The organism is Bradyrhizobium erythrophlei (assembly GCF_900129425.1).
In the GTDB taxonomy this organism is placed as follows: Bacteria; Pseudomonadota; Alphaproteobacteria; order Rhizobiales; family Xanthobacteraceae; genus Bradyrhizobium; species Bradyrhizobium erythrophlei_C.
The window spans coordinates 4,112,971-4,130,674 of the sequence record NZ_LT670817.1; the positions used below are offsets into that span (position 1 = coordinate 4,112,971).

General features: G+C 58.9%; 13 protein-coding genes and 2 pseudogenes. 12 read left to right on the plus strand and 3 right to left on the minus strand.

What is annotated here, in order from left to right; all coding sequences use genetic code 11:
* Positions 1-106: 106 nt before the first annotated feature.
* The 3 genes and pseudogenes from B5527_RS47685 to B5527_RS19535 all read left to right on the plus strand — a co-directional run bounded on the left by B5527_RS47685 (position 107) and on the right by B5527_RS19535 (position 2,638).
* Entirely contained in the window at positions 107-343 is a 237-nt protein-coding gene (locus B5527_RS47685; protein WP_079602980.1) for an HU family DNA-binding protein, read from the plus strand.
* 385 nt (positions 344-728) lie between these two features.
* Positions 729-1,610: a hypothetical protein gene (locus tag B5527_RS19530; protein WP_079602981.1), complete on the plus strand. Its 882-nt coding sequence runs from the start codon at positions 729-731 to the stop codon at positions 1,608-1,610.
* Positions 1,611-1,729: 119 nt separating this feature from the next.
* Positions 1,730-2,638 (plus strand): annotated as a pseudogene (locus B5527_RS19535) (ribonuclease Z).
* Between the two features lie 558 nt (positions 2,639-3,196).
* Here the strand turns inward: B5527_RS19535 and B5527_RS19540 are convergent.
* Entirely contained in the window at positions 3,197-3,730 is a 534-nt protein-coding gene (locus tag B5527_RS19540; RefSeq protein WP_079602982.1) for a PRC-barrel domain-containing protein, read from the minus strand.
* A gap of 218 nt (positions 3,731-3,948) precedes the next feature.
* Between B5527_RS19540 and B5527_RS19545 the strand changes: the two are divergent.
* Together B5527_RS19545 and B5527_RS19555 are read left to right on the plus strand one after the other, a co-directional pair.
* Positions 3,949-4,290, plus strand: a pseudogene (locus B5527_RS19545) (SOS response-associated peptidase family protein); the annotation flags it as partial.
* A gap of 466 nt (positions 4,291-4,756) precedes the next feature.
* Positions 4,757-5,107, plus strand: a complete 351-nt coding sequence (locus B5527_RS19555) for a hypothetical protein (protein WP_079607385.1) — start codon at positions 4,757-4,759, stop codon at positions 5,105-5,107.
* A gap of 148 nt (positions 5,108-5,255) precedes the next feature.
* On the opposite strand, the gene B5527_RS19560 is transcribed toward B5527_RS19555, so the two are convergent.
* Complete coding sequence (locus tag B5527_RS19560) at positions 5,256-5,606, minus strand: hypothetical protein (RefSeq protein WP_079602985.1); 351 nt, start codon at positions 5,604-5,606, stop codon at positions 5,256-5,258.
* Between the two features lie 1,752 nt (positions 5,607-7,358).
* On the opposite strand from B5527_RS19560, the gene B5527_RS47690 reads away from it, so the two are divergent.
* Positions 7,359-7,520: a zinc finger domain-containing protein gene (locus B5527_RS47690; protein WP_425305081.1), complete on the plus strand. Its 162-nt coding sequence runs from the start codon at positions 7,359-7,361 to the stop codon at positions 7,518-7,520.
* 590 nt (positions 7,521-8,110) lie between these two features.
* On the opposite strand, the gene B5527_RS47695 is transcribed toward B5527_RS47690, so the two are convergent.
* Positions 8,111-8,341, minus strand: a complete 231-nt coding sequence (locus tag B5527_RS47695) for a DUF6894 family protein (protein WP_425305082.1) — start codon at positions 8,339-8,341, stop codon at positions 8,111-8,113.
* A 375-nt stretch (positions 8,342-8,716) separates the two neighbouring features.
* Here B5527_RS47695 and B5527_RS19580 point away from each other — a divergent pair, with 375 nt between their 5' ends.
* The 6 genes from B5527_RS19580 (at position 8,717) to B5527_RS19610 (ending at position 17,664) form a co-directional block, all read left to right on the plus strand.
* Entirely contained in the window at positions 8,717-8,971 is a 255-nt protein-coding gene (locus tag B5527_RS19580) for a hypothetical protein (RefSeq protein WP_079602989.1), read from the plus strand.
* 474 nt (positions 8,972-9,445) lie between these two features.
* Positions 9,446-10,384, plus strand: coding sequence for an integrase core domain-containing protein (locus B5527_RS46395; RefSeq protein WP_245332653.1), 939 nt, complete (start codon positions 9,446-9,448; stop codon positions 10,382-10,384).
* Positions 10,385-10,691: 307 nt separating this feature from the next.
* Positions 10,692-11,183 (plus strand): hypothetical protein, encoded by a 492-nt coding sequence (locus B5527_RS19595; RefSeq protein WP_079602992.1) that lies wholly within the window; start codon positions 10,692-10,694, stop codon positions 11,181-11,183.
* Positions 11,184-11,537: 354 nt separating this feature from the next.
* Positions 11,538-14,231, plus strand: a complete 2,694-nt coding sequence (locus B5527_RS19600; RefSeq protein ID WP_079602993.1) for a flavin-containing monooxygenase — start codon at positions 11,538-11,540, stop codon at positions 14,229-14,231.
* 263 nt (positions 14,232-14,494) lie between these two features.
* A complete protein-coding gene (locus B5527_RS19605; RefSeq protein WP_197689317.1) occupies positions 14,495-15,352 on the plus strand; it encodes an integrase core domain-containing protein in 858 nt (285 codons plus the stop codon).
* 647 nt (positions 15,353-15,999) lie between these two features.
* The gene (locus B5527_RS19610) at positions 16,000-17,664 is read left to right on the plus strand and encodes a pyrroloquinoline quinone-dependent dehydrogenase (RefSeq protein WP_079602994.1); all 1,665 of its coding nucleotides are present in this window, start codon (positions 16,000-16,002) and stop codon (positions 17,662-17,664) included.
* Positions 17,665-17,704: the final 40 nt, after the last annotated feature.

Genomic DNA, 17,704 nt, shown 5'->3' on the forward strand with positions numbered 1-17,704 from the left:
TCGCCGCGTCGTGAACGTGCGCGAGCATTTGGGCTAAATCGCGCATGTCGAACAACGTCCCGCACACAACCATGCGGCTCGATTCCTATGTCGCGTTTATGAACGGATGGCTGAATCATGGTCGCATTCCTATGCCGTGATGCGCATCTCCCTGCGATCGGGGATTCTGACGCGACAAGGAAACAGAGCCATGACGAGAAATCTCAAGAAAGGTCAGCGTATCGGCCGTACCCCGAACACCGGCGCCGAGCTCGCGATTTCTCCGCGTCGCGTGATCGTGTTCAAGCCGTCGGCCATTCTGAAGCAGCGGATCAATGGCCACAGCCCCAGTGGCGTTGCGTGAGCAGCGATGGCCGCAAGACGATTGAGCAGCCAAATGAACAAATGGAACACGCTTAAAGTTGCGATGTACGGAGCTTGCCTAGGACTGCTCTACGCAGCCTCTCTGGAGATTGGGCTTTGGACACATCCCGATGTGTACGGGCAAGCGGGTGGCGGATTAATTGGTGGCACTATCGCTGGAGCCATCCTCGGCTTACTTATTTCGGGTTTTCGGAATCTCTTTGTTCGGTTTTTTAGCTGACGCCATCAGCGGGTTTTTGTCGTCGTTTGCATGGTGTCCCGAGGCCACTCGCACCGGCTCATTCCCCTTCGCCTTCAGCCCCCGGTGCACCCGCCCAAGCCAACCCGCCTCCCATTATCTCGCCCGAGTGCAGCACGGAGCGCCAATGCATTCCACGCCAAACCCGAAACAAACCGATCCGCGCGATTTCCTTCTGATCGCGCCCGAGGATAAAGAGCTTTCCAATCTGGCGCACGACGCCATGCGCTATTCTTCGGCGCAGACCCGCATGGGGTCCAACTTCTCCGCTGGCCCCCCGATACCCCAGGTCGATCTGAGGTTTTGCCCTGCTGCCGTCAACAATGTCGAAATCCCGGGCGACCGGCCGTCGATTGGCAGGCGGGCGGTACGCGCCTTCATTCGCTTCCTATGGGTAGCGTGCATCGGTGGCGCGGGCGTCGCTTGGCAGTTCTACGGTGATGCGGCCAAACAGATTATCGCGAAATGGGCGCCGCAGTTCGTCCTGATTTTATCGCCGCCGCTGGAAAACCCAAGGCTCCCCGAGCAACCGACCCCACCTGCCGTCCAGGCGTCCGCGACGAAGGCAACACCACCGCAACCGGCGCCTCTGGCTCAGACCGCCACGGAAGGCGTCGCGCCGACCGCCGCCGCCCTATCTCCCGAATCAGCGCAGTTGCTCCAGTCGATGGGGCGCGACCTCGCAACCGCAGGGCAAGAGATCGAGCAGCTCAAGGCCAGTATTGAGCAGCTCAAGGCCAGCCAGGAACAAATGTTCCGCGACGTTGCCAAGGCTTCCGGGCAGAACCGGCGCCCCAAGATATCAGCGTCTCCGCCCCGGTCGGCCGCCGCGCCGCCGCGCAAGCCGATGCCATTTAGGCCCTCGCAAGCCGCAGCAGCCCCTACGTTGCCGCAAGCCGCCGCACCTTCCGTGCTGCGGCAAGCTGAACCGCAACCGCAAGCCACGGCCCAGCCGCAGGTCGAACCAGAGCTGTCATCGGTGCCGCGGCCGCCGATGCCCGTGCACTAGCACAAATTCTTTGCGTGGCGCTCGACCGGTCCGGGAGACGTTCGCCCGAGATATAGTAGGCTTGCACGCCCGCGCCATGGCAGCCTGCCCGACCAAACGGATGAGACATACGCCCGATCGTGTTCGATCTGACCTTTCTCGGAACTTCGGCCAGCGTGCCTTCAGCGGACCGCAACCATCCGGGCCTCCTAGTGGAGGCCGGGGGCCACCGCATCTTGGTCGACTGCGGGGAGGGTACGCAGCGCCAATTGCTCCGGAGCGGCGCTGGCTTCAGAAGGCTCGACCGGCTCTTGCTGACACACGGCCATTTCGACCACGTGCTCGGCATTCCGGGGCTGTTTTCGACGCTGCGGCTGCGGCAAAGCACCGATGTCATGACGATCCACGGCAGTCCGGAGACCCTCGACGTCGTCGTCCGGATGCTCGCCGGAATCTGGGGCGAGGGACGGGAGCCCATCCCGTTGCAACTCGTTCCGTTGGCGGAGGGGCGGACCCTCGACGCCGGCGAGTTCACCGTCGACTGTTTCCGTGTGCGTCATCGCGATACCGAAAGCTTCGCGTTTTTCGTTCGAGAGCCATGTGCGTCGCCATCTTCTGCCCGACCGCCTTTCGGCTCTCGGCGTGCCGGACGGTCCGGTGCGCAAGGATCTGGCGGAAGGGCGACAAGTCCTTCTGGCGGATGGCAGGAGGATCGATTCCGAGGACGTGCTGGGACCGCCCGAAGGGCGCAAGAAGCTCGTCGTCGTGGGCGACACAGAAACGACCGACGGCCTGGCCGAGCAGGTCCGGGAGGCGGACCTCATGGTGATCGAAGCGACCTTTCTCGAACGCGATGCCGCTATGGCCCTCGACTACGGCCATCTCACCGCGGCGAAAGCGCGACCGAACTCGCGGCGGCCGCCGGCGTGAAGCGACTCGTCCTCACGCACATCTCCGGACGCTACCCCGACGAGGAGATCCTGGCGGAGGCGACAAAAATATTCCCGAACTCCCGAGTGGCGGCCGACCTCGATCGACTGGCGGTCTGAAGCGCTGCCGATGATGTCCAAACACCGCTGTTCTTCGATCTCGTCGGGCGCTGCACCGAGGGCGTGTCTCCCGCGGCGTGCCGTAACGCCTCGCTAGTGACAGATCAATCAGCAACGTTCAGTACCAGCGTCCACGGCCGTACCAACCGCCGCCGCCAAGCAGCAGAATGAGAACAACAATGATGAGAAGCGTGGTGATATCCATGCGCCTTCCCTCCAAATGCTGCATATTGCGCAGCGTGGAATTCTAGCTTTTTGACAACGTTTGGCCGGTTGTCCGGTTCCAGGAGCCCACGTCGCGAGATGGCGCGGGTCATGACGCTCGCGCTAAGATAGTTCCCGTGGTCATTCCCGTTTTCGATCCCGCTATCGTTGCCCCTGGCGGACCGATCGGGATCATGGCGTGCTCGTGCGGCATATTCGCCCACATCATGTATGGCCGGTTGGAGCGGCATCCAGCCATGTCGTGCGCTGATGGATATGGATAACGGCGCCGACCCAAAGCTGAAGGCTGACGCCGCTGGCCGTGAGGGCGGCTTTTGGATCGTACCTCGAGAGTTAGTACTTAAACTCCGGCATGGCCTTCAATTCATCCTTGGTGGCGTTGTACACCGCGTGATCGGGATACCAACGCTTACTGGCGCTGGTTGTGGTGGTGGTTGTCGTGGTGGTAGTTGCGGCACCGGTGGTGGTTCGCGTGCTCCCTTCTGGAGCGGAAGTAGTTGCAGGAGCATTCGCCGGTGCGGATGTTGTTGAGGCAGTTGTCGAGATCACCGGCTGGTCAACCCACTTCAGCTTATCGTAGCCGACTGCCACGTAGTGCTCGCCCAGGCCGAGAACGCCGCCCACACCTAGAATGACATTGGCCACCTTGCCCGACCTATCCAAAATCACGTCGTTGATGTCGCCTATCTTCTCGTTTGCTTCATTATACACATCGACACCGGCGAGCTTGGACCCGCGCCATTCACCCTCCTTGTGCGTGTTAGCACTGGTAGTCGTATCCACTGGGTTTGTGGCTGTTTGCGCCGACGCCGCGCCGGTCATCGACGCGGTCGCCAGGAATGCTATTGCAAGACATTTGGAAATCATGATGTCCCTCCATTGTTTCAAGAAACAATAATGCGATGGGACTTTGGTTCCAGCGGCGGACAATAATGAACTTGCCGTCGCCGCAAGGTCTGTGAGAAGCGGTGCGCGCACCTACCTCCTACCATTTTGCTACCCAACTGTTTGGGATGAGCCAACACAAGGCGGCACACGCGCCATGTGTCGTCCCAGTGCTCGACGCGCGCAGCCGCGGTCAGATCGACACCAAAAAGAAGGACGTGGTGTGGTTCGCGCTCAATGAGGACAGACCCTTGTTCGCCTGTGCCGGAATCTGGACCGAGTTCTCGGGCGACCGCGGCACTAAGTCTAAGCCAATACCTGGACCGCATCAGGTCTACGGCTTCCTGACGACGACACCAAACGCTGTCGTGGAACCGATCCATCCGAAGGCGATGCCGGTGATCCTGACGACCGAGGAGGAGAGGGACGTTTGGATGCGAGCGCCGTGGGATGAGGCGAGGGCACTGCAACGACCGCTGTTGGATGACACGCTCAGGATCGTCGCCCGTGGTGCCGACAAGGAAGATCGGGCGGCTGCGTGACGGAAGCTGCGGGTGGGTTGCGCGAAGAAGAGAGCAGGTCGCAATTTGTTCAAGAATGGGTGGCAGAATGAGATGACGCCCTGCTTGCTGGCCGGATGTACGCCAGCGGCAGTCAGGGGCCTCGGAACGTTCCGAGGCCCTTTTCGTTGAAATGGACCGACTATTGCGAGCAACCCGCCGAGATGCCTAGGTCAAAGAAAACGGCCTCCGAGCTTGAGTAAATGATCTTGGCGCAGGTACGCGATGAGATGGTGTGCCCAACGGATTTGCAGGTCAGGGTGATCCGCGTCGGTGGCAGATGGGACGCCGTCGCCGAAGTAATCGACAAGGCTAAGCATCCGGATTGTCTGGCGCGCGTGCTGCTAATCGCCTCGGAGCTTCGCTCCCGGTACGAACTAGCCGATTTAGAGGGAACGAACCGGCAGCGCCGGGCTTGAGTCGGGGTTCTGTTGCGTAGGAGGTGCGCGTGCGCAGCACCGGTTGGACGCCAAAGGTCGTGCCGTATGGCGCGGATCAAACCGTCTACCTCGTCATTGACCGCTTTGGCGGCCTGGGCACCGTATACCGCGAAACCGAAGTGGAGCGGACGGACCTCGAAACCATCGTCAGCGATTTCATATCGGGCCAGTTTAACGACCCGATCCGCATTGTCGCCTTAAATACACTTGAACATTGGTCGGATGATGTCTCGGCAGATATAGCGACCGAAATCCAAACCCGCTGCGATATCGAAGGCGTCGCAGTCCCCGAACATATCCGGGACTTCGTTGACACCCACGCCGGTCCCGCCCGCCAACTGACGTTGCGGCTCGCCTGATCATGGCCGCGCAGCCGACCCAAGCGGCCAGCCAGCGGCAGCAAGGCTATCTATCCTTGGCTTCATTGAACTGGCGCTGGCGGCGGAGGTCTGGAACCGCCCGCGCGGGACGGTCCACTTTTATGAAAAGGGGTTAACCGGCCCAACGCTAGTCGGTCTGTTGCGCTTCTGGCCGTGCGCTGAGGTGAGTTCCGGCCCTCAGAACTTCTCGCTGATAGGCCTTCCCATCCTCAGCAATCAATTCCGCCTCTCGCGTGAGCCAGTTTTGATATTCCCTGAGTACATCGGAGGGCGTCTGGGCATCGCCAATATGTTTGGCCGCTTCAAGCGCCGCTTGCATGCCCTGATGACGCCGGGCAAACCAACCATCCGCAAATTCCCTCAAGCCTGCGAGCGCGGTTTCTTGGTTCTTCCAGAACTTGATGCCCATCGGCGCGAAGGCCTTCAAGGCAGCTGCTGGCTGCAAGATGTTCGAAACTAAAGTCACGTTATCGGTCATTGTCTTGGTCCGTTTGAGTTGACCTGTCTTATGCGTTGTATAGCGCACTGACCGTCCGCGCGAGAGACGTGCGATGTTCAAATATCGGACAACTAAATTAAACTTTCGCCACACGTCGTTGGATCAAGCTGCGCCCTTTGAGTCGAATTCGCCATTAGGCCAGCCGGAGCTGTGACGCTTGGTTATTGTGGGATGGCTTGTCGTGCTGGCGCTAGGCACGATAATTTAGGAGGCCTCCAACTGAGGCAGTCTTCGCGATTGCGGGCACCAAAAGCACAACACTGAGCGGAATATGATCGCTCGGCGGTGTTGGTATTAGGCCACTCGCCATTTCAAAACAGTTGGCTTCTAAAACTCAATTTAATGGTGTCGGCAGATTGCGAACCTACATCAGCTTCACGCATTCGGCGTTCTAGTAAAAGCTCCACTGCGGATTGTCACCCACTCCAAGCCCAACGATACTGTGTTCGGCATGCATTATTGGTCTGAATGTCTACGGGGCCAAGCGGCCACATATCGGAAACTTGCCGAGCAGACGGACGATCCTGTCCTGAAAAAAACTCGCTTGAGTTGGCGTCGGTCTGCGAGCGGGTCGCCAATAGTATCGAGGACGGTCTGACAGGCGCGTGAGTGGCGCTGAACATGAGGCTGCCTGTACACGTGCACGACGCTGAGATTGAGATCAAGGAAAGTCCGGAGCCGCCGCCGCGCCAAAGAATGCAATGACACGGTCGCTGGCCGCCCGTATGCGCAGTAATAGACGCGAAGTCTGAACCGGGCTTTGCTTGTATGATGGTGCTCAATAGGAGAGGCTTGCCGCATCTTGAGCAGGGCGGTCGCAACTTGTTCGATATTTGTGTGCTGTCTGTCATAAGGGCCGTTATCTCACTGGCACCGCGTGGCGCGGCAAACAATCCCCTAAGTTTTTGCGGGCCTTCCGCGCTTCGAATAAGCTTTGCCAAGCAAGTCAGCCGCATTTCGGAGATTGCCAGCTTTTTTCATTGCCTGGGCTCGCTCGGGACCATGCGGCATCGCTCGGGCCTCTTCTAAGGCCGCTCGGGCTTCGGCATCTAAGTCGAGTTCGGGTCGCTGGACATCCTTCTCTTGAGCCATCTGGGAGTTGCTCCTCAAATGCAACGGTCTAGTTTTGAAATTCTTTCATTGTCTGTTGGTCACTCGCATGGTCTCGCACCATTGCGCTAAGACCCTGCTTTCAAGCCAGCGAAGGCCGATAGCCAGCTGCCTTAGATCATTTCGATGGGGACCGCCCATTTTATCGCCAGCTTAATCCATTCCCCGGCCACTCGCAGCCACGCTTCCTTGTCGAGCGGGCTTATCGCCTTGCTCTCGGCATTCATCAGCTTGCTTGCAGAACCAGGCTGCTTCTTCTTCGGAATGGCGAAGCAGATAGCGCACAATAGGGACCACTGCAAAATCAAAAGGGACCAGCCCGCGAACGGCGGATGGAAAGGGGTCAGTACCCGCCGCCCGGTGCTATCCTAATAGGACACTCAATATTTAAAATTAGGACGGAACGATTTATCTTGGGGGTTCTTGGTACCTTAACATTCGGCGATCCTATCCCCGAAAGCCAAGCCACCGACCGGTCGACATTTTGCCCAATGCCCGGCGAGAGGTCTCGAGCGGTCTCAGATGCCCCGCTGAGGCCGTTTTGCTTGGACTCGGGATGAGAAATTAGGACAGATGCACGCCTAAAAGAGGCCGCCAACTGGGGCGCCTGAGAGATCAAAGATGAAAAAGTTATCCACGCAGCAGACCGAGATTAAATGTCCGGCATGCGGTGGTACCGGATTTCCAACGGTCACGCAGCCAGTGCAGCCGGGTCGAAAAATCTATCCTACGCCGTGCGAGGAATGCGGTGGTAAGGGGCGCATAACAGAGGCCGCCAACTGAGGCGGCCTTACTCCTTCGGCTGGGCCGTTACGGCCTCCGCGTGGATGGCCTTGGTTTCGTACTCCTTGGCGAGCGCGGATAGTTTCAGAGCAAATTCCGGATGGCCAGCGCCAGCCGCGAGGCGGTGACAATTTTTAGCCCGTGTGCGCAACGTCTCGCTCTCGACTTTTGGCAGTCGACTTCTTCTTGGCATTCTTGTCTTCTCCAGGGTCAAAACAGGCCAGTACCCCCGGGTCATAGGAACAGACCGAGAAACGAGAACTTTCTGTACACGTGGCGGCGCAGTGTACGATCAATCCGCTCGCGCCGCAATTTGTCATGTTCGGTATCGTACAGACAATGGCGCACGAAAGGTCTACAATCTGCAATTGTAAATATTGCAGACGACGAGGCTGCCAACTGAGGCGGCCTGAGTGATCAAAGATGAAAAAGCCATCCACGCAGCAAACTGAGATTAAATGTCCGGCATGCGGTGGTACTGGATTTCCAGCGGTCACGCAGCCAGTGCATCCGGATCGCAAAGTCTATCCTGCGCAGTGCAAGAAATGCGGTGGTGGGGCGCATAACAGAGGCCGCCAACTGAGGCGGCCCTACGGATCGAAGCTCTCTGCGGTCAGTCGAAAAAGATGGCGGACGGTGCCCGACTTGTCTGTGACTTCTAGTCGCCACTCGGGACTGTCGCCAAGTCTTGTGATGATGTCGCGGATCATGTCAGAGCATACGGCTTCGGCCTCGTCCCAAGCCGCGTCATCGTCCGGCAAATCAACGTCCACGTCGCTTGAATGAGAGCCTTGACGAAATCGGAATGTATAATGCGCCATGGGGAAATTATAGAACCCCAGTGTGCAAATGGCGGCTTAAACCATCCGAACTCCAAGTCTTATTACCGCACTGACATTCGAACATGCGAAAGGTGCGCCCAGAAGACGTGTCCAGCATGCTTGTGATAAACTTAGGTTGCTCCCCGCATGTTAAGCAGCGGAGAGAGGTTGGCTGTCGTGCCGGTTTTCTCATGCCCGCACAGAATGCCGGGAAGAGCCTGCGGGCAAGTTAAAAGATGGTCATCCGTACCAAGCACTTGGCGGCGCGGTGCGATCACGCCCGCTTGAAGGGGTAGCCGCTTTTCTAACGCGCAATTTACTGGTGTTGACGAGACGAATTCCTATGTCAGCTGCATTAAGAGATTAACATGTTAAGTGAAAGCCTTCACCATGGATTGTCGCCACACCAAGCTCAAGGGGACTGTGTTCGGCATCCATGATTGGCTTAACTATCTACAGGATCAAGCGGCCAAGTATCGGAGACTTGTCGAGCAGGCCGATGATCCTTTCGTCAAAGCCGAACTGCTTGCGTTGGCATCAGTCTGCGACGAGATCGCCGATAACATCGAAGATCATCTGACAGGCGGGGAAGACGCTGCGCCGCGTAGCCCCTCGTCAAGGCTGTCGTGAAAGAGGCTGCCAATTAAGCGGCCTTACTCTGGTTTGCGGCTCAGTCGGATCACGAAACGCACCCCGTTCCAAAGCTCAACGTCGTGCCCATCGATGAGGCGCTTGGCCTTCTCTATCGCCTCGGCGTCATCAGCGCAGACTAGCGAGTCAAACCCAATAAAATTCCCGTCGTGCCCGACGGTGTAGGCTCTGTACTCTGCCACTGCAAAAATCCCCTGACAGATGCCCGACGATAGCGGGCGCGAAGAATAAAATCCGTCCGATAGCCGACATAAATTCAAATTAGGCCGCTGCGAAATTCAAATTGGGCCACTAGGATCGAAACGGGCCAGTTGTCCTTGTCGGAAACTCAATCCGGCTAGTAAGCGCAGTCGAATCGGGTGATGCTCTTAGTTCATGAGAGATGTTTTTAGCTTGATTTGGTTGGCGCTGATCGGATTGTTCCGGTCGCGAGCGTCGCTGCAAGTTGAGATCTTGACGCTTCGTCATCAACTCAACGTGCTGCGACGTAAATCGCCGCAGCGACTAACCTTCACCAGCATCGACCGTCTGGTATTTGCCGGGTTGTATCGGCTGGCACCTGGCGTGCTGGACGCTTTGAAGATCGTCAGGCCGGAGACCGTGATCCGCTGGCATCGTGCCGGCTTCAGAGCGTATTGGCGCTGGAAATCAAGACCGCGCAGTGGCCGTCCGAAGACCCCGCTGGAAGCCCGCCAGCTCATTCGCGAGATGAGTCTCGCCAACCCATTATGGGGCGCGCCGCGGCTTCACGGCGAGCTTCTCAAGCTCGGCATCGATGTCGGACAAACCACCGTTGCAAAGTATATGGCGAGGGGAAGGCGACCGCCGTCCCAAGGGTGGAAGACGTTCCTTGATAATCACGCCGACGGCATCGCGTCGATGGACCTATTCGTGGTTCCGACAATCTCATTCCGACTGCTCTACGGGTTGCTGATACTGCAACACGATCGCCGCCAAATCCTGTGGCTGGGAGTGACTGCGCACCCGACGGCGGAATGGATTTCGCGCCAGCTCACCGAGGCCTATGGTTGGAACGCAGCACCGCGATACATCATTCGTGATCGCGACGCCGTCTACGGTGACGTCTTCATCCGCCGCCTTCGGGCGATGGGCATTCGGGATAGGCCAACCGCGCCGCGATCGCCGTGGCAGAACGGGTATTGTGAAAGGGCGATCGGTTCGATCCGGCGGGAATGTCTTGACCACGTTGTCGTGTTCGGCGAGCGGCATCTTCGCCATCTGCTGCGATCTTACACGACCTACTATAACGCGGCTCGCACGCACCTTTCAGTCAACAAGGACGCGCCGTCGCCGCGAACGGTACATGCCGTTGGTCGCATTGTGCCTACGCCATTTCTTAGCGGACTCCATCATCTGTACGCACGTGTTTGATTTCCGACAGGCACAGGGATATCAAATATTCCGTAAGCGATGGCGAAGACGTTTACGTCGATTAGAGTGTGTACGACGCCCACGAGTGCAAAGCTGACGGCTTTTGCGGGTAATGACCGGTTGCGCCACGCCTCGACCAGTTTTTGGAGCAGAAAATTCAAGAGCGGTCTCTCGTCAGCAAAGACAGTTATTTCCGATACATGATAGTATCACCACGGCCTGAAGCCGGCGTGGCTTGATCTGGTATGGAAGGCTGCCTTTTTTGATGATATATTGAAGACCGGGGGTTCGAAGGTGTGGGACCCTTTTGGCGAATGCATTCAATCAGGAAGTTGTCAGCTATTCTCGCATTGGGGGAGCGGCTTCCCTTGGCCTATTGATCGGCCTAATTCTATTTTCATTTCCGGCTGCGGCAGACGTTTATCCCGTTACTGGCGTATGGACGGCAATCGATGCCGATTTTCCCGCAGCCGCAAGTGAAACCTGCCTTGCTGTTAAAACTTTTGGCGTTGAAGCCGTATCCAAAAAATCTATCTCGGAGATGATTATTTTTGCGAAGGATAAGCGCTATGATGTCAAAGGTGATGTCCAAACTGAAACAACAATTAAGTCAATCAAAGTGGCGGATGGTGGTTTTCGAATAACTGAGTCGTTCAGCAAGCGCGGAAGTTGGCTTGGGTTCAAAAGAAAAACCACCTATTTCCTGAACGTGATTGATCCGCAAACGATAGAAATTCGAGATGCAACGGGGATGGCCCGCTACGCAAAGTGTGGGCCGCCCCAAAAACCGCGTATCTGAAGCTATATTGTCGCTTCTGCAATTCTGCCAGAAGGTCTGATTCTGTGCTATATTCTCCACATGCCCACCATCGATGAACGAAGTGCCCTGAGAAAGCAGTCAGGTCTCTCCCGCTATTGAGCGACCACAACCAAATGGGTCTACATGCTCGACATCGAGCAGTGGGACCTAAGCAGGCAAACCGCCAGTTTCGGTTCCCCTTCCGCCGCAAAGCCGCGGGTTCCTCCCGAGAATGACGTTGTGATAATCATCTCGCCAACCTTTGCGGGACGAGACGCTACATGAAATTGTCGTGATGACAAACTGGGTGCGCGGCAGTAGCCTGCGGCAAAATAAGATGCACGGGAGGATGGCATGCCAGACGCAATGGTTGCAGCACGTGTTTCAGAAGCGGCGAGTGGTACGACGCAAAAGGTCGACGTCGCGGTTGTGGGTGCCGGGTTTGCCGGCCTGTACCTTCTGCATCGGTTGCGCAAAGCCGGCTTCACGACGGCAGTGTTGGAGGAGGCTGACGATGTCGGGGGCACCTGGTACTGGAACCGATATCCCGGCGCACGCTGCGACATTCAGACCATCGACTACAGCTACACCTTCGACCCGGAGCTGGAGAGCGCGTGGAAATGGTCGGAGAAATACGCAACCCAACCCGAGATCCTGCGCTACCTTAGCTTCGTCGCCGACCGCTATGATCTGCGGCCCGACATCCGCTTTCGCACAAGGATCACGGCGGCGACGTGGGATCAGGCCGCGGAACGCTGGCTGCTCACGACCAACAGTGGCGCGACTGTATCGTGCCGCTATTACATTATGGCCACCGGCTGTCTCTCCTCGCCCAAGCCACCTGAGATCGATGGTGTCAGCGATTTCAAGGGCGAGGTCTATTTCACCAGTCGCTGGCCGCGTGAGGAGATCAAGCTCGCCGGCAAGCGCGTCGCGGTCATCGGCACGGGATCGTCCGGGATCCAGGCGATCCCGTTGATTGCCGAGCAGGCGGCCCATCTGACCGTCTTCCAACGCACCCCGAGCTTTGCCATCCCCGCCCAGAATGGTCCTCCGCCAGCGGATCGCGTTGCCTTGCTGAAGAGCGACCGCGCCAGCTATCGTGCGCAGGCCCGCGACTCGCTGGCAGGTGTTCCGTGGCCGCTATCGACTGTCGTCAGCTGGCAGCTGAGCGATGCCGAGCGCCGCGAGCGCTTCGAGACGGCGTGGGCCGCCGGCGATCTCGTCTACATACTGACCCAGCTCTGGGCTGACCAGGGCGTCGACTTCGAGGGCAACGCGGTGCTCGCCGACCTGGTCCGCGAGAAAATCCGTGAGATCGTCAAAAACCCCGAAACGGCGGCAGCGCTGACCCCTCACGACCATCCGTTTGGGGCCAAGCGTCCCTGCCTCGATACCAACTACTACGCCACCTACAACCGTCCCAACGTCACGCTGGTGAACCTGCGGCAGGAGCCGATCAAGTCGATCACGGTCTCCGGCATCAAGACCGACAAGCGCACGGCCGACCTCGACGTGATCGTGTTCGCCACTGGATTCGACGCCATGACCGGCGCGATCAGGGCCGTGCACCCAATCACGGGCCGCGGCGGAAAATCGCTGTCTGACGTCTGGACCCACGGCCCGCAGACCTATCTCGGCCTCACCGTGGCGGGCTTCCCCAACCTGTTCATGATCACCGGCCCAGGCAGCCCGTCGGTGCTGTCGAACATGGCCGTGTCGATCGAGCAGCACGTGGACTGGGTCGTCGACCGCCTGATCGCGATGCGCGAGGCCGGCTTCACCACGATCGAGGCAACCGAAACGGCGCAGGCGGGCTGGGCGCAACATATGGCCGACTGCTCAACGCTCACGCTGCATCGGCTGGCCAACACCTGGTACACCGGCGCCAACGTTCCCGGCAAAGCGCAGGGCGTGATGCCCTATCCCGGCGGCGTCGGCCCTTACCGCAGCATCTGCAACGAGGTCGTTAGCCATAATATGCTGGGCTTTAAGCTCACCGGCCCCAACGGCGCCGAGCAGTGCAACGACGGCCAGATCGTTCGCCTGCAACCGGACGTGCGGCTGGTGCTGAACATGCTGGCGGACATGAAGTTGCCGCCGCTGGAATGTTTCGGAGCCCAGGGGGCGCGCGACTTTCTGGCTGCATTCAATGCCGCCCGTCCTGCCGGCCGGCCGGTCGGCGACGTTGTCGATGGCACACTCCCGGTCACCGGCGGCTCGCTGCCCTACCGTCTCTATCGGCCAGCGACGCCGGGACCACATCCGATTGTGGTCTATTTCCATGGCGGCGGCTGGGTGTTGGGTGACCAGGTATCCGACGAACCGTTTTGCCGTGACATGTGCCGGCGTAGCGGGATGATCTTCGTCAGCGTCGGTTACCGGCATGCGCCCGAACACCGCTTCCCGACAGCGGCAGAGGATGGCTACGCGGCGATGCGGTGGATCGCCGAGCATGCGGCTGACCTCGGCGGCAAACCGGGACCGGTGATGGTCGCGGGCTGGAGCGCCGGCGCCAACGTCGCTGCTGTCACCTGCCAGTTGGCGCGCGACCGCGGTGGCCCGCAGATCTCAGGCCAGCTTTTGGTATGCCCAGTTACCGACTGCACTTTCGACCGCCCGTCTTACAACGACAACGCGACGGGCTACTTCCTGACGCGCTCGTTGATGTTCTGGTTCTGGGACCTGTACTGTTCGCCTGCCGACCGAACCGATCCGCGCGTGTCGCCACTGCGCGGCAAACTCCAGGGCTTGCCTCCGGCGTTCGTGGCGACCTGCGAGTTCGATCCGCTGCGCGACGAGGGTGTCGCTTACGCCGAAGCCATGGCTGCCGCCGGTGTGCCGGTAGAGCAACTTAAAGCTCGCGGTCACTTCCACACGTCCTTGACCATGGTCGATGTGGTGATCACCGGCGTCAGCGGGCGGGTGCAGATGGCCGACGCTTTGCGCCGGTTCGCTGGGCTTCCCCCGGCATGGAGAGAAGGTGACGTGGGTTTCCGACCAAGTCAGGTTGTCGCGCCGCACGAAATCGCTTCAGCTGCGGAGTAGCACGCGGGAACAACAGACACGCTGGCTGCTGCGTGCAGCCGGCGATCTGGGGTCGGTCGAGCGCTCTTCGAGGGCCGCCCGTCATGCGATTCCCGCGATCTATCAATATCGTCAGTTCCCCGTTGCAGGTGGATTGATGAGCTATGGACCTAAACTAGAGGACAAATCCCTGTCCCTGTCGCAAACTCAATCTGACTAGCAGCTGATCGAGAATCGGGCGATGCTGTTACGGGATGAGAGATCTTGTCAGGCTCATTGTTTGGATGGTCGCAGATCTGTTTCGGTCGCGGGCAGCGCTCGAGGCGGAAATTTGGACATTGCGGCAGCAGATAAACGTTCTGCGGCGAACCGCTCCTAAGAAACAAAGCTTCAGCGCCATCGACCGATTGATTTTTGTTTGCCTCTATCGGCTTCGCTTTGGCGTTCGCGATGCGCTGGCGATTGTTAAGCCGGTGACCGTAGTCAAATGGCATCGCGCTGGCTTCCGCTTATACTGGCGATGGAAATCGGGAGCGCGGGGTGGCAGGCCAACGGTTCCGTTGGAGATCCGCAAGCTTATCCGCGAGATGAGCATTGCCAATCCGCTGTGGGGAGCGCCGCGGATCCATGGCGAGTTGCTCGAGCTCGGCGTCGAGATCGGACAGACCAGCGTCGCCAAATACATGGTCAGGCGACGAGACCCGCCGTCCCAAGGCTGGAGGACATTCCTCCGCAACCACGCGGATGGGATCGCGGCGATGGATATGTTCGTCGTGCCGACAATCTCGTTTCGCCTGCTCTATGGATTGCTGATCATGGGGCACCGCCGGCGACATATTCTGTGGTTTAGCGTCACAGCGCATCCAACCGCAGAATGGATCGCAAACCAGGTCACGCAAGCATGCGGTTGGGAACAAGCTCCCTGCTATCTCATCCGCGACCGAGACGGGGCCTATGGTGAGGCCTTTATCCGCAGGCTTCGATCGATAGGCATTCGCGACCGGCCAACATCGCCGCGTTCCCCGTGGCAGAACGCATATGCCGAAAGGCTGATCGGTTCGATCCGACGGGAATGCCTTGACCACGTTGTTGTGTTGTGCTCAGCGAGCGCCACCTCCGTCACCTACTGCTGTCGTACATGAAATATTATAACGAGATGCGAACGCATCTATCCATGGAGAAGGATGCGCCAGTACCGCGCTGTTGAGAGGGCAGGGTACATCAATTGTCGACCTGTACTGGGCGGGTTGCATCATCAATATGTCCGGATTTGATTTACGACCGGCACAAGGCGCCGGTCGCCCGACAGGCGGATAGCGTCGACCTCGAGAAAACATTTCGACACCGGCAGGCCCGCCAAAGCCGATCGGTTTGGTTCGGGCGGCTGATTGACATCGCGCGCCGGGGGGCGCAATTTTCTCACCATTGCCGAAAGGGAGGTTAAAGTGACTTCCAGCTGCCGGCTCAGCGAGCAATGCCAAGAGGCAACGCGCCCGGTGCGCGGCGGCGGTCGCGTTTACGTTGACGGCTGCGGCTTACGGACAGGAACACTGCGGACCGGGTGTGACGATCACCGAACTCATGATCGGCCAGATCATGATGCCTTAGGGTGGGCCGGCCTCGTCTTCGTTAGCCATTGCCTCATGCCGGATCGTGCAATTGCTCGGTTGCAGCGCGCCATTGCGTTGCGTAGCACCGGTATCAGAAATGGCTCCCCTCGCCTCTTTCAGGTGGGGGCCGTCGCAATGGCCTAAAAGAAAACGCTAAACCATCGAAGGGAGGAGTGACCATGGGCAAAATGACTATGGTGGCAAGCTTGGGCCTCGCTTGCCTGCTCAGCACTGCAACGGTTGCCCTTGCGGCGGATCCAGGCGAGGAAGACCCCAACAATTGGCCGCAATATCATCGGACGAGCAACGCGTGGCGCTACAGCCCGCTCGACCAGATCAACAAGGATAACGTCAGCAACCTTTCAGTCGCCTGGATCGCCCAGGGCGGCGATATCACCATGGGGATTCAGGAAACCCCATTGGCCATAGACGGGGTGATCTATTCAATAACGGCTGGCAATCGGGTAGCGGCGCTCGACGGAAAGTCGGGACGGGAACTCTGGAGCTATGAGCCAAAGCTTCATCCGCTCACGAAGAAGGTGCTGTTCTCGCCCTATAGCCGTGGCGTCGCGGTGGGCCAGGGCATGGTCTTCATCGCGACCGTGGATGGGCGCGGCATCGCTCTCGATCAAAAAACCGGTAAGGAAATTTGGGAGGTCCAATTAACCGATTTCGCGAACTGCCATGGCTGCAATTTCACGTCGCCGCCCGTCGTTGCCGGCGACGTCCTGACTTTCGGCTCGACTGCCGGCGAACTCGCGACGCAAGGGAAAATCTACGGGGTCGAAGCAAAAAGCGGCAAGAAGCTCTGGGAATTCAACACCATCAAGAACGACCCAAAGAGTTGGCCAGGCGAGAGCAGCAAATATGGGGGCGGCGGCGCCTGGATGCCGGGCACCTACGACATGGAGACGAACACGGTCTTCTACGGCACCGGTAATCCGGGGAAGGACTTCATCAACGGGGACCGGGAAGGCGATAACCTCTACACGGATTCGGTCGTAGCGCTCGATGCCAAGACGGGTCAGCTGAAATGGTACCGGCAGGAGATCAAACAGGATACCTGGGACTACGATTCGGCCTACGAGATGATGCTGTACAAGAAGGACGGCAAGGACTTAATCATCCACATGAACAAGAGCGGCTATGTTTTCGTCCTCGACAAGAACGATGGAAAAATCGAAAACGTTTGGCCGCTCAGCGACCTCAAGAATTTTGTAAGGGACATCGACAAGAAAACCGGCGAATTGATCGGCCGCGTCGACCTGCCGATGAACCAGGAGACGCTGATCTGCCCGTCCACCTTCGGCGGGCGTAGCTGGAACGCGGGTGCCTACAATCCGAAGAGCGGGCTGTGGTACAATAATGTGCTCGATTTCTGCGGGTACCTCAAGCCGGTTGCCCAGAAGGACGACCCCAAGGACTACGCCACAGGCCACACCGGCTCCAATGATTTCGGGCGGCTGGTGCTGGCCCCCGATGGTCGCAAGCCTGGCCGGCTCGATGCGCGCGATCCACTCACGGGCGAGCGCAAGTGGAGTTATGAGATGGACGTCCCCGGCTTTGCCAGCGCCCTGACCACGGGCGGCGGGCTGGTGTTCAACGGCGACCCGCTAGGTATTCTGCGGGCGTTCGACGCCGACACTGGAAAGGTGCTGTGGACTTTCAATACGGGCTCCGGAATGCGTAGCGGAATCATCAGCTACGCGGTCGACGGCGAGCAGTACATCCTGGTGCCAAGTGGTTGGGGATCCTACGCTGCAATCCTGCTTCCGCCGTTGTTCCCCCAACTGGCAAAGATCCCGGCAGCTTCGACCCTCATCGCCTTCAAACTTCCGAAATAGGCGAGGTGAGCAACAAAGAGCGGCCGGCTCCCGGCCGCCT

Excerpts from the sequence above, each read along its gene's own strand:
- B5527_RS19560 (WP_079602985.1), bottom strand. The coding sequence starts at position 5,606 with ATGACCGATAACGTGACTTTAGTTTCGAACATCTTGCAGCCAGCAGCT.
- B5527_RS47685 (WP_079602980.1), top strand. The coding sequence starts at position 107 with ATGGCTGAATCATGGTCGCATTCCTATGCCGTGATGCGCATCTCCCTG.
- B5527_RS19530 (WP_079602981.1), top strand. The coding sequence starts at position 729 with ATGCATTCCACGCCAAACCCGAAACAAACCGATCCGCGCGATTTCCTT.
- B5527_RS47690 (WP_425305081.1), top strand. The coding sequence starts at position 7,359 with ATGAAAAAGTTATCCACGCAGCAGACCGAGATTAAATGTCCGGCATGC.
- B5527_RS19610 (WP_079602994.1), top strand. The coding sequence starts at position 16,000 with ATGGGCAAAATGACTATGGTGGCAAGCTTGGGCCTCGCTTGCCTGCTC.
- B5527_RS19540 (WP_079602982.1), bottom strand. The coding sequence starts at position 3,730 with ATGATTTCCAAATGTCTTGCAATAGCATTCCTGGCGACCGCGTCGATG.
- B5527_RS19605 (WP_197689317.1), top strand. The coding sequence starts at position 14,495 with ATGGTCGCAGATCTGTTTCGGTCGCGGGCAGCGCTCGAGGCGGAAATT.
- B5527_RS47695 (WP_425305082.1), bottom strand. The coding sequence starts at position 8,341 with ATGGCGCATTATACATTCCGATTTCGTCAAGGCTCTCATTCAAGCGAC.
- B5527_RS19600 (WP_079602993.1), top strand. The coding sequence starts at position 11,538 with ATGCCAGACGCAATGGTTGCAGCACGTGTTTCAGAAGCGGCGAGTGGT.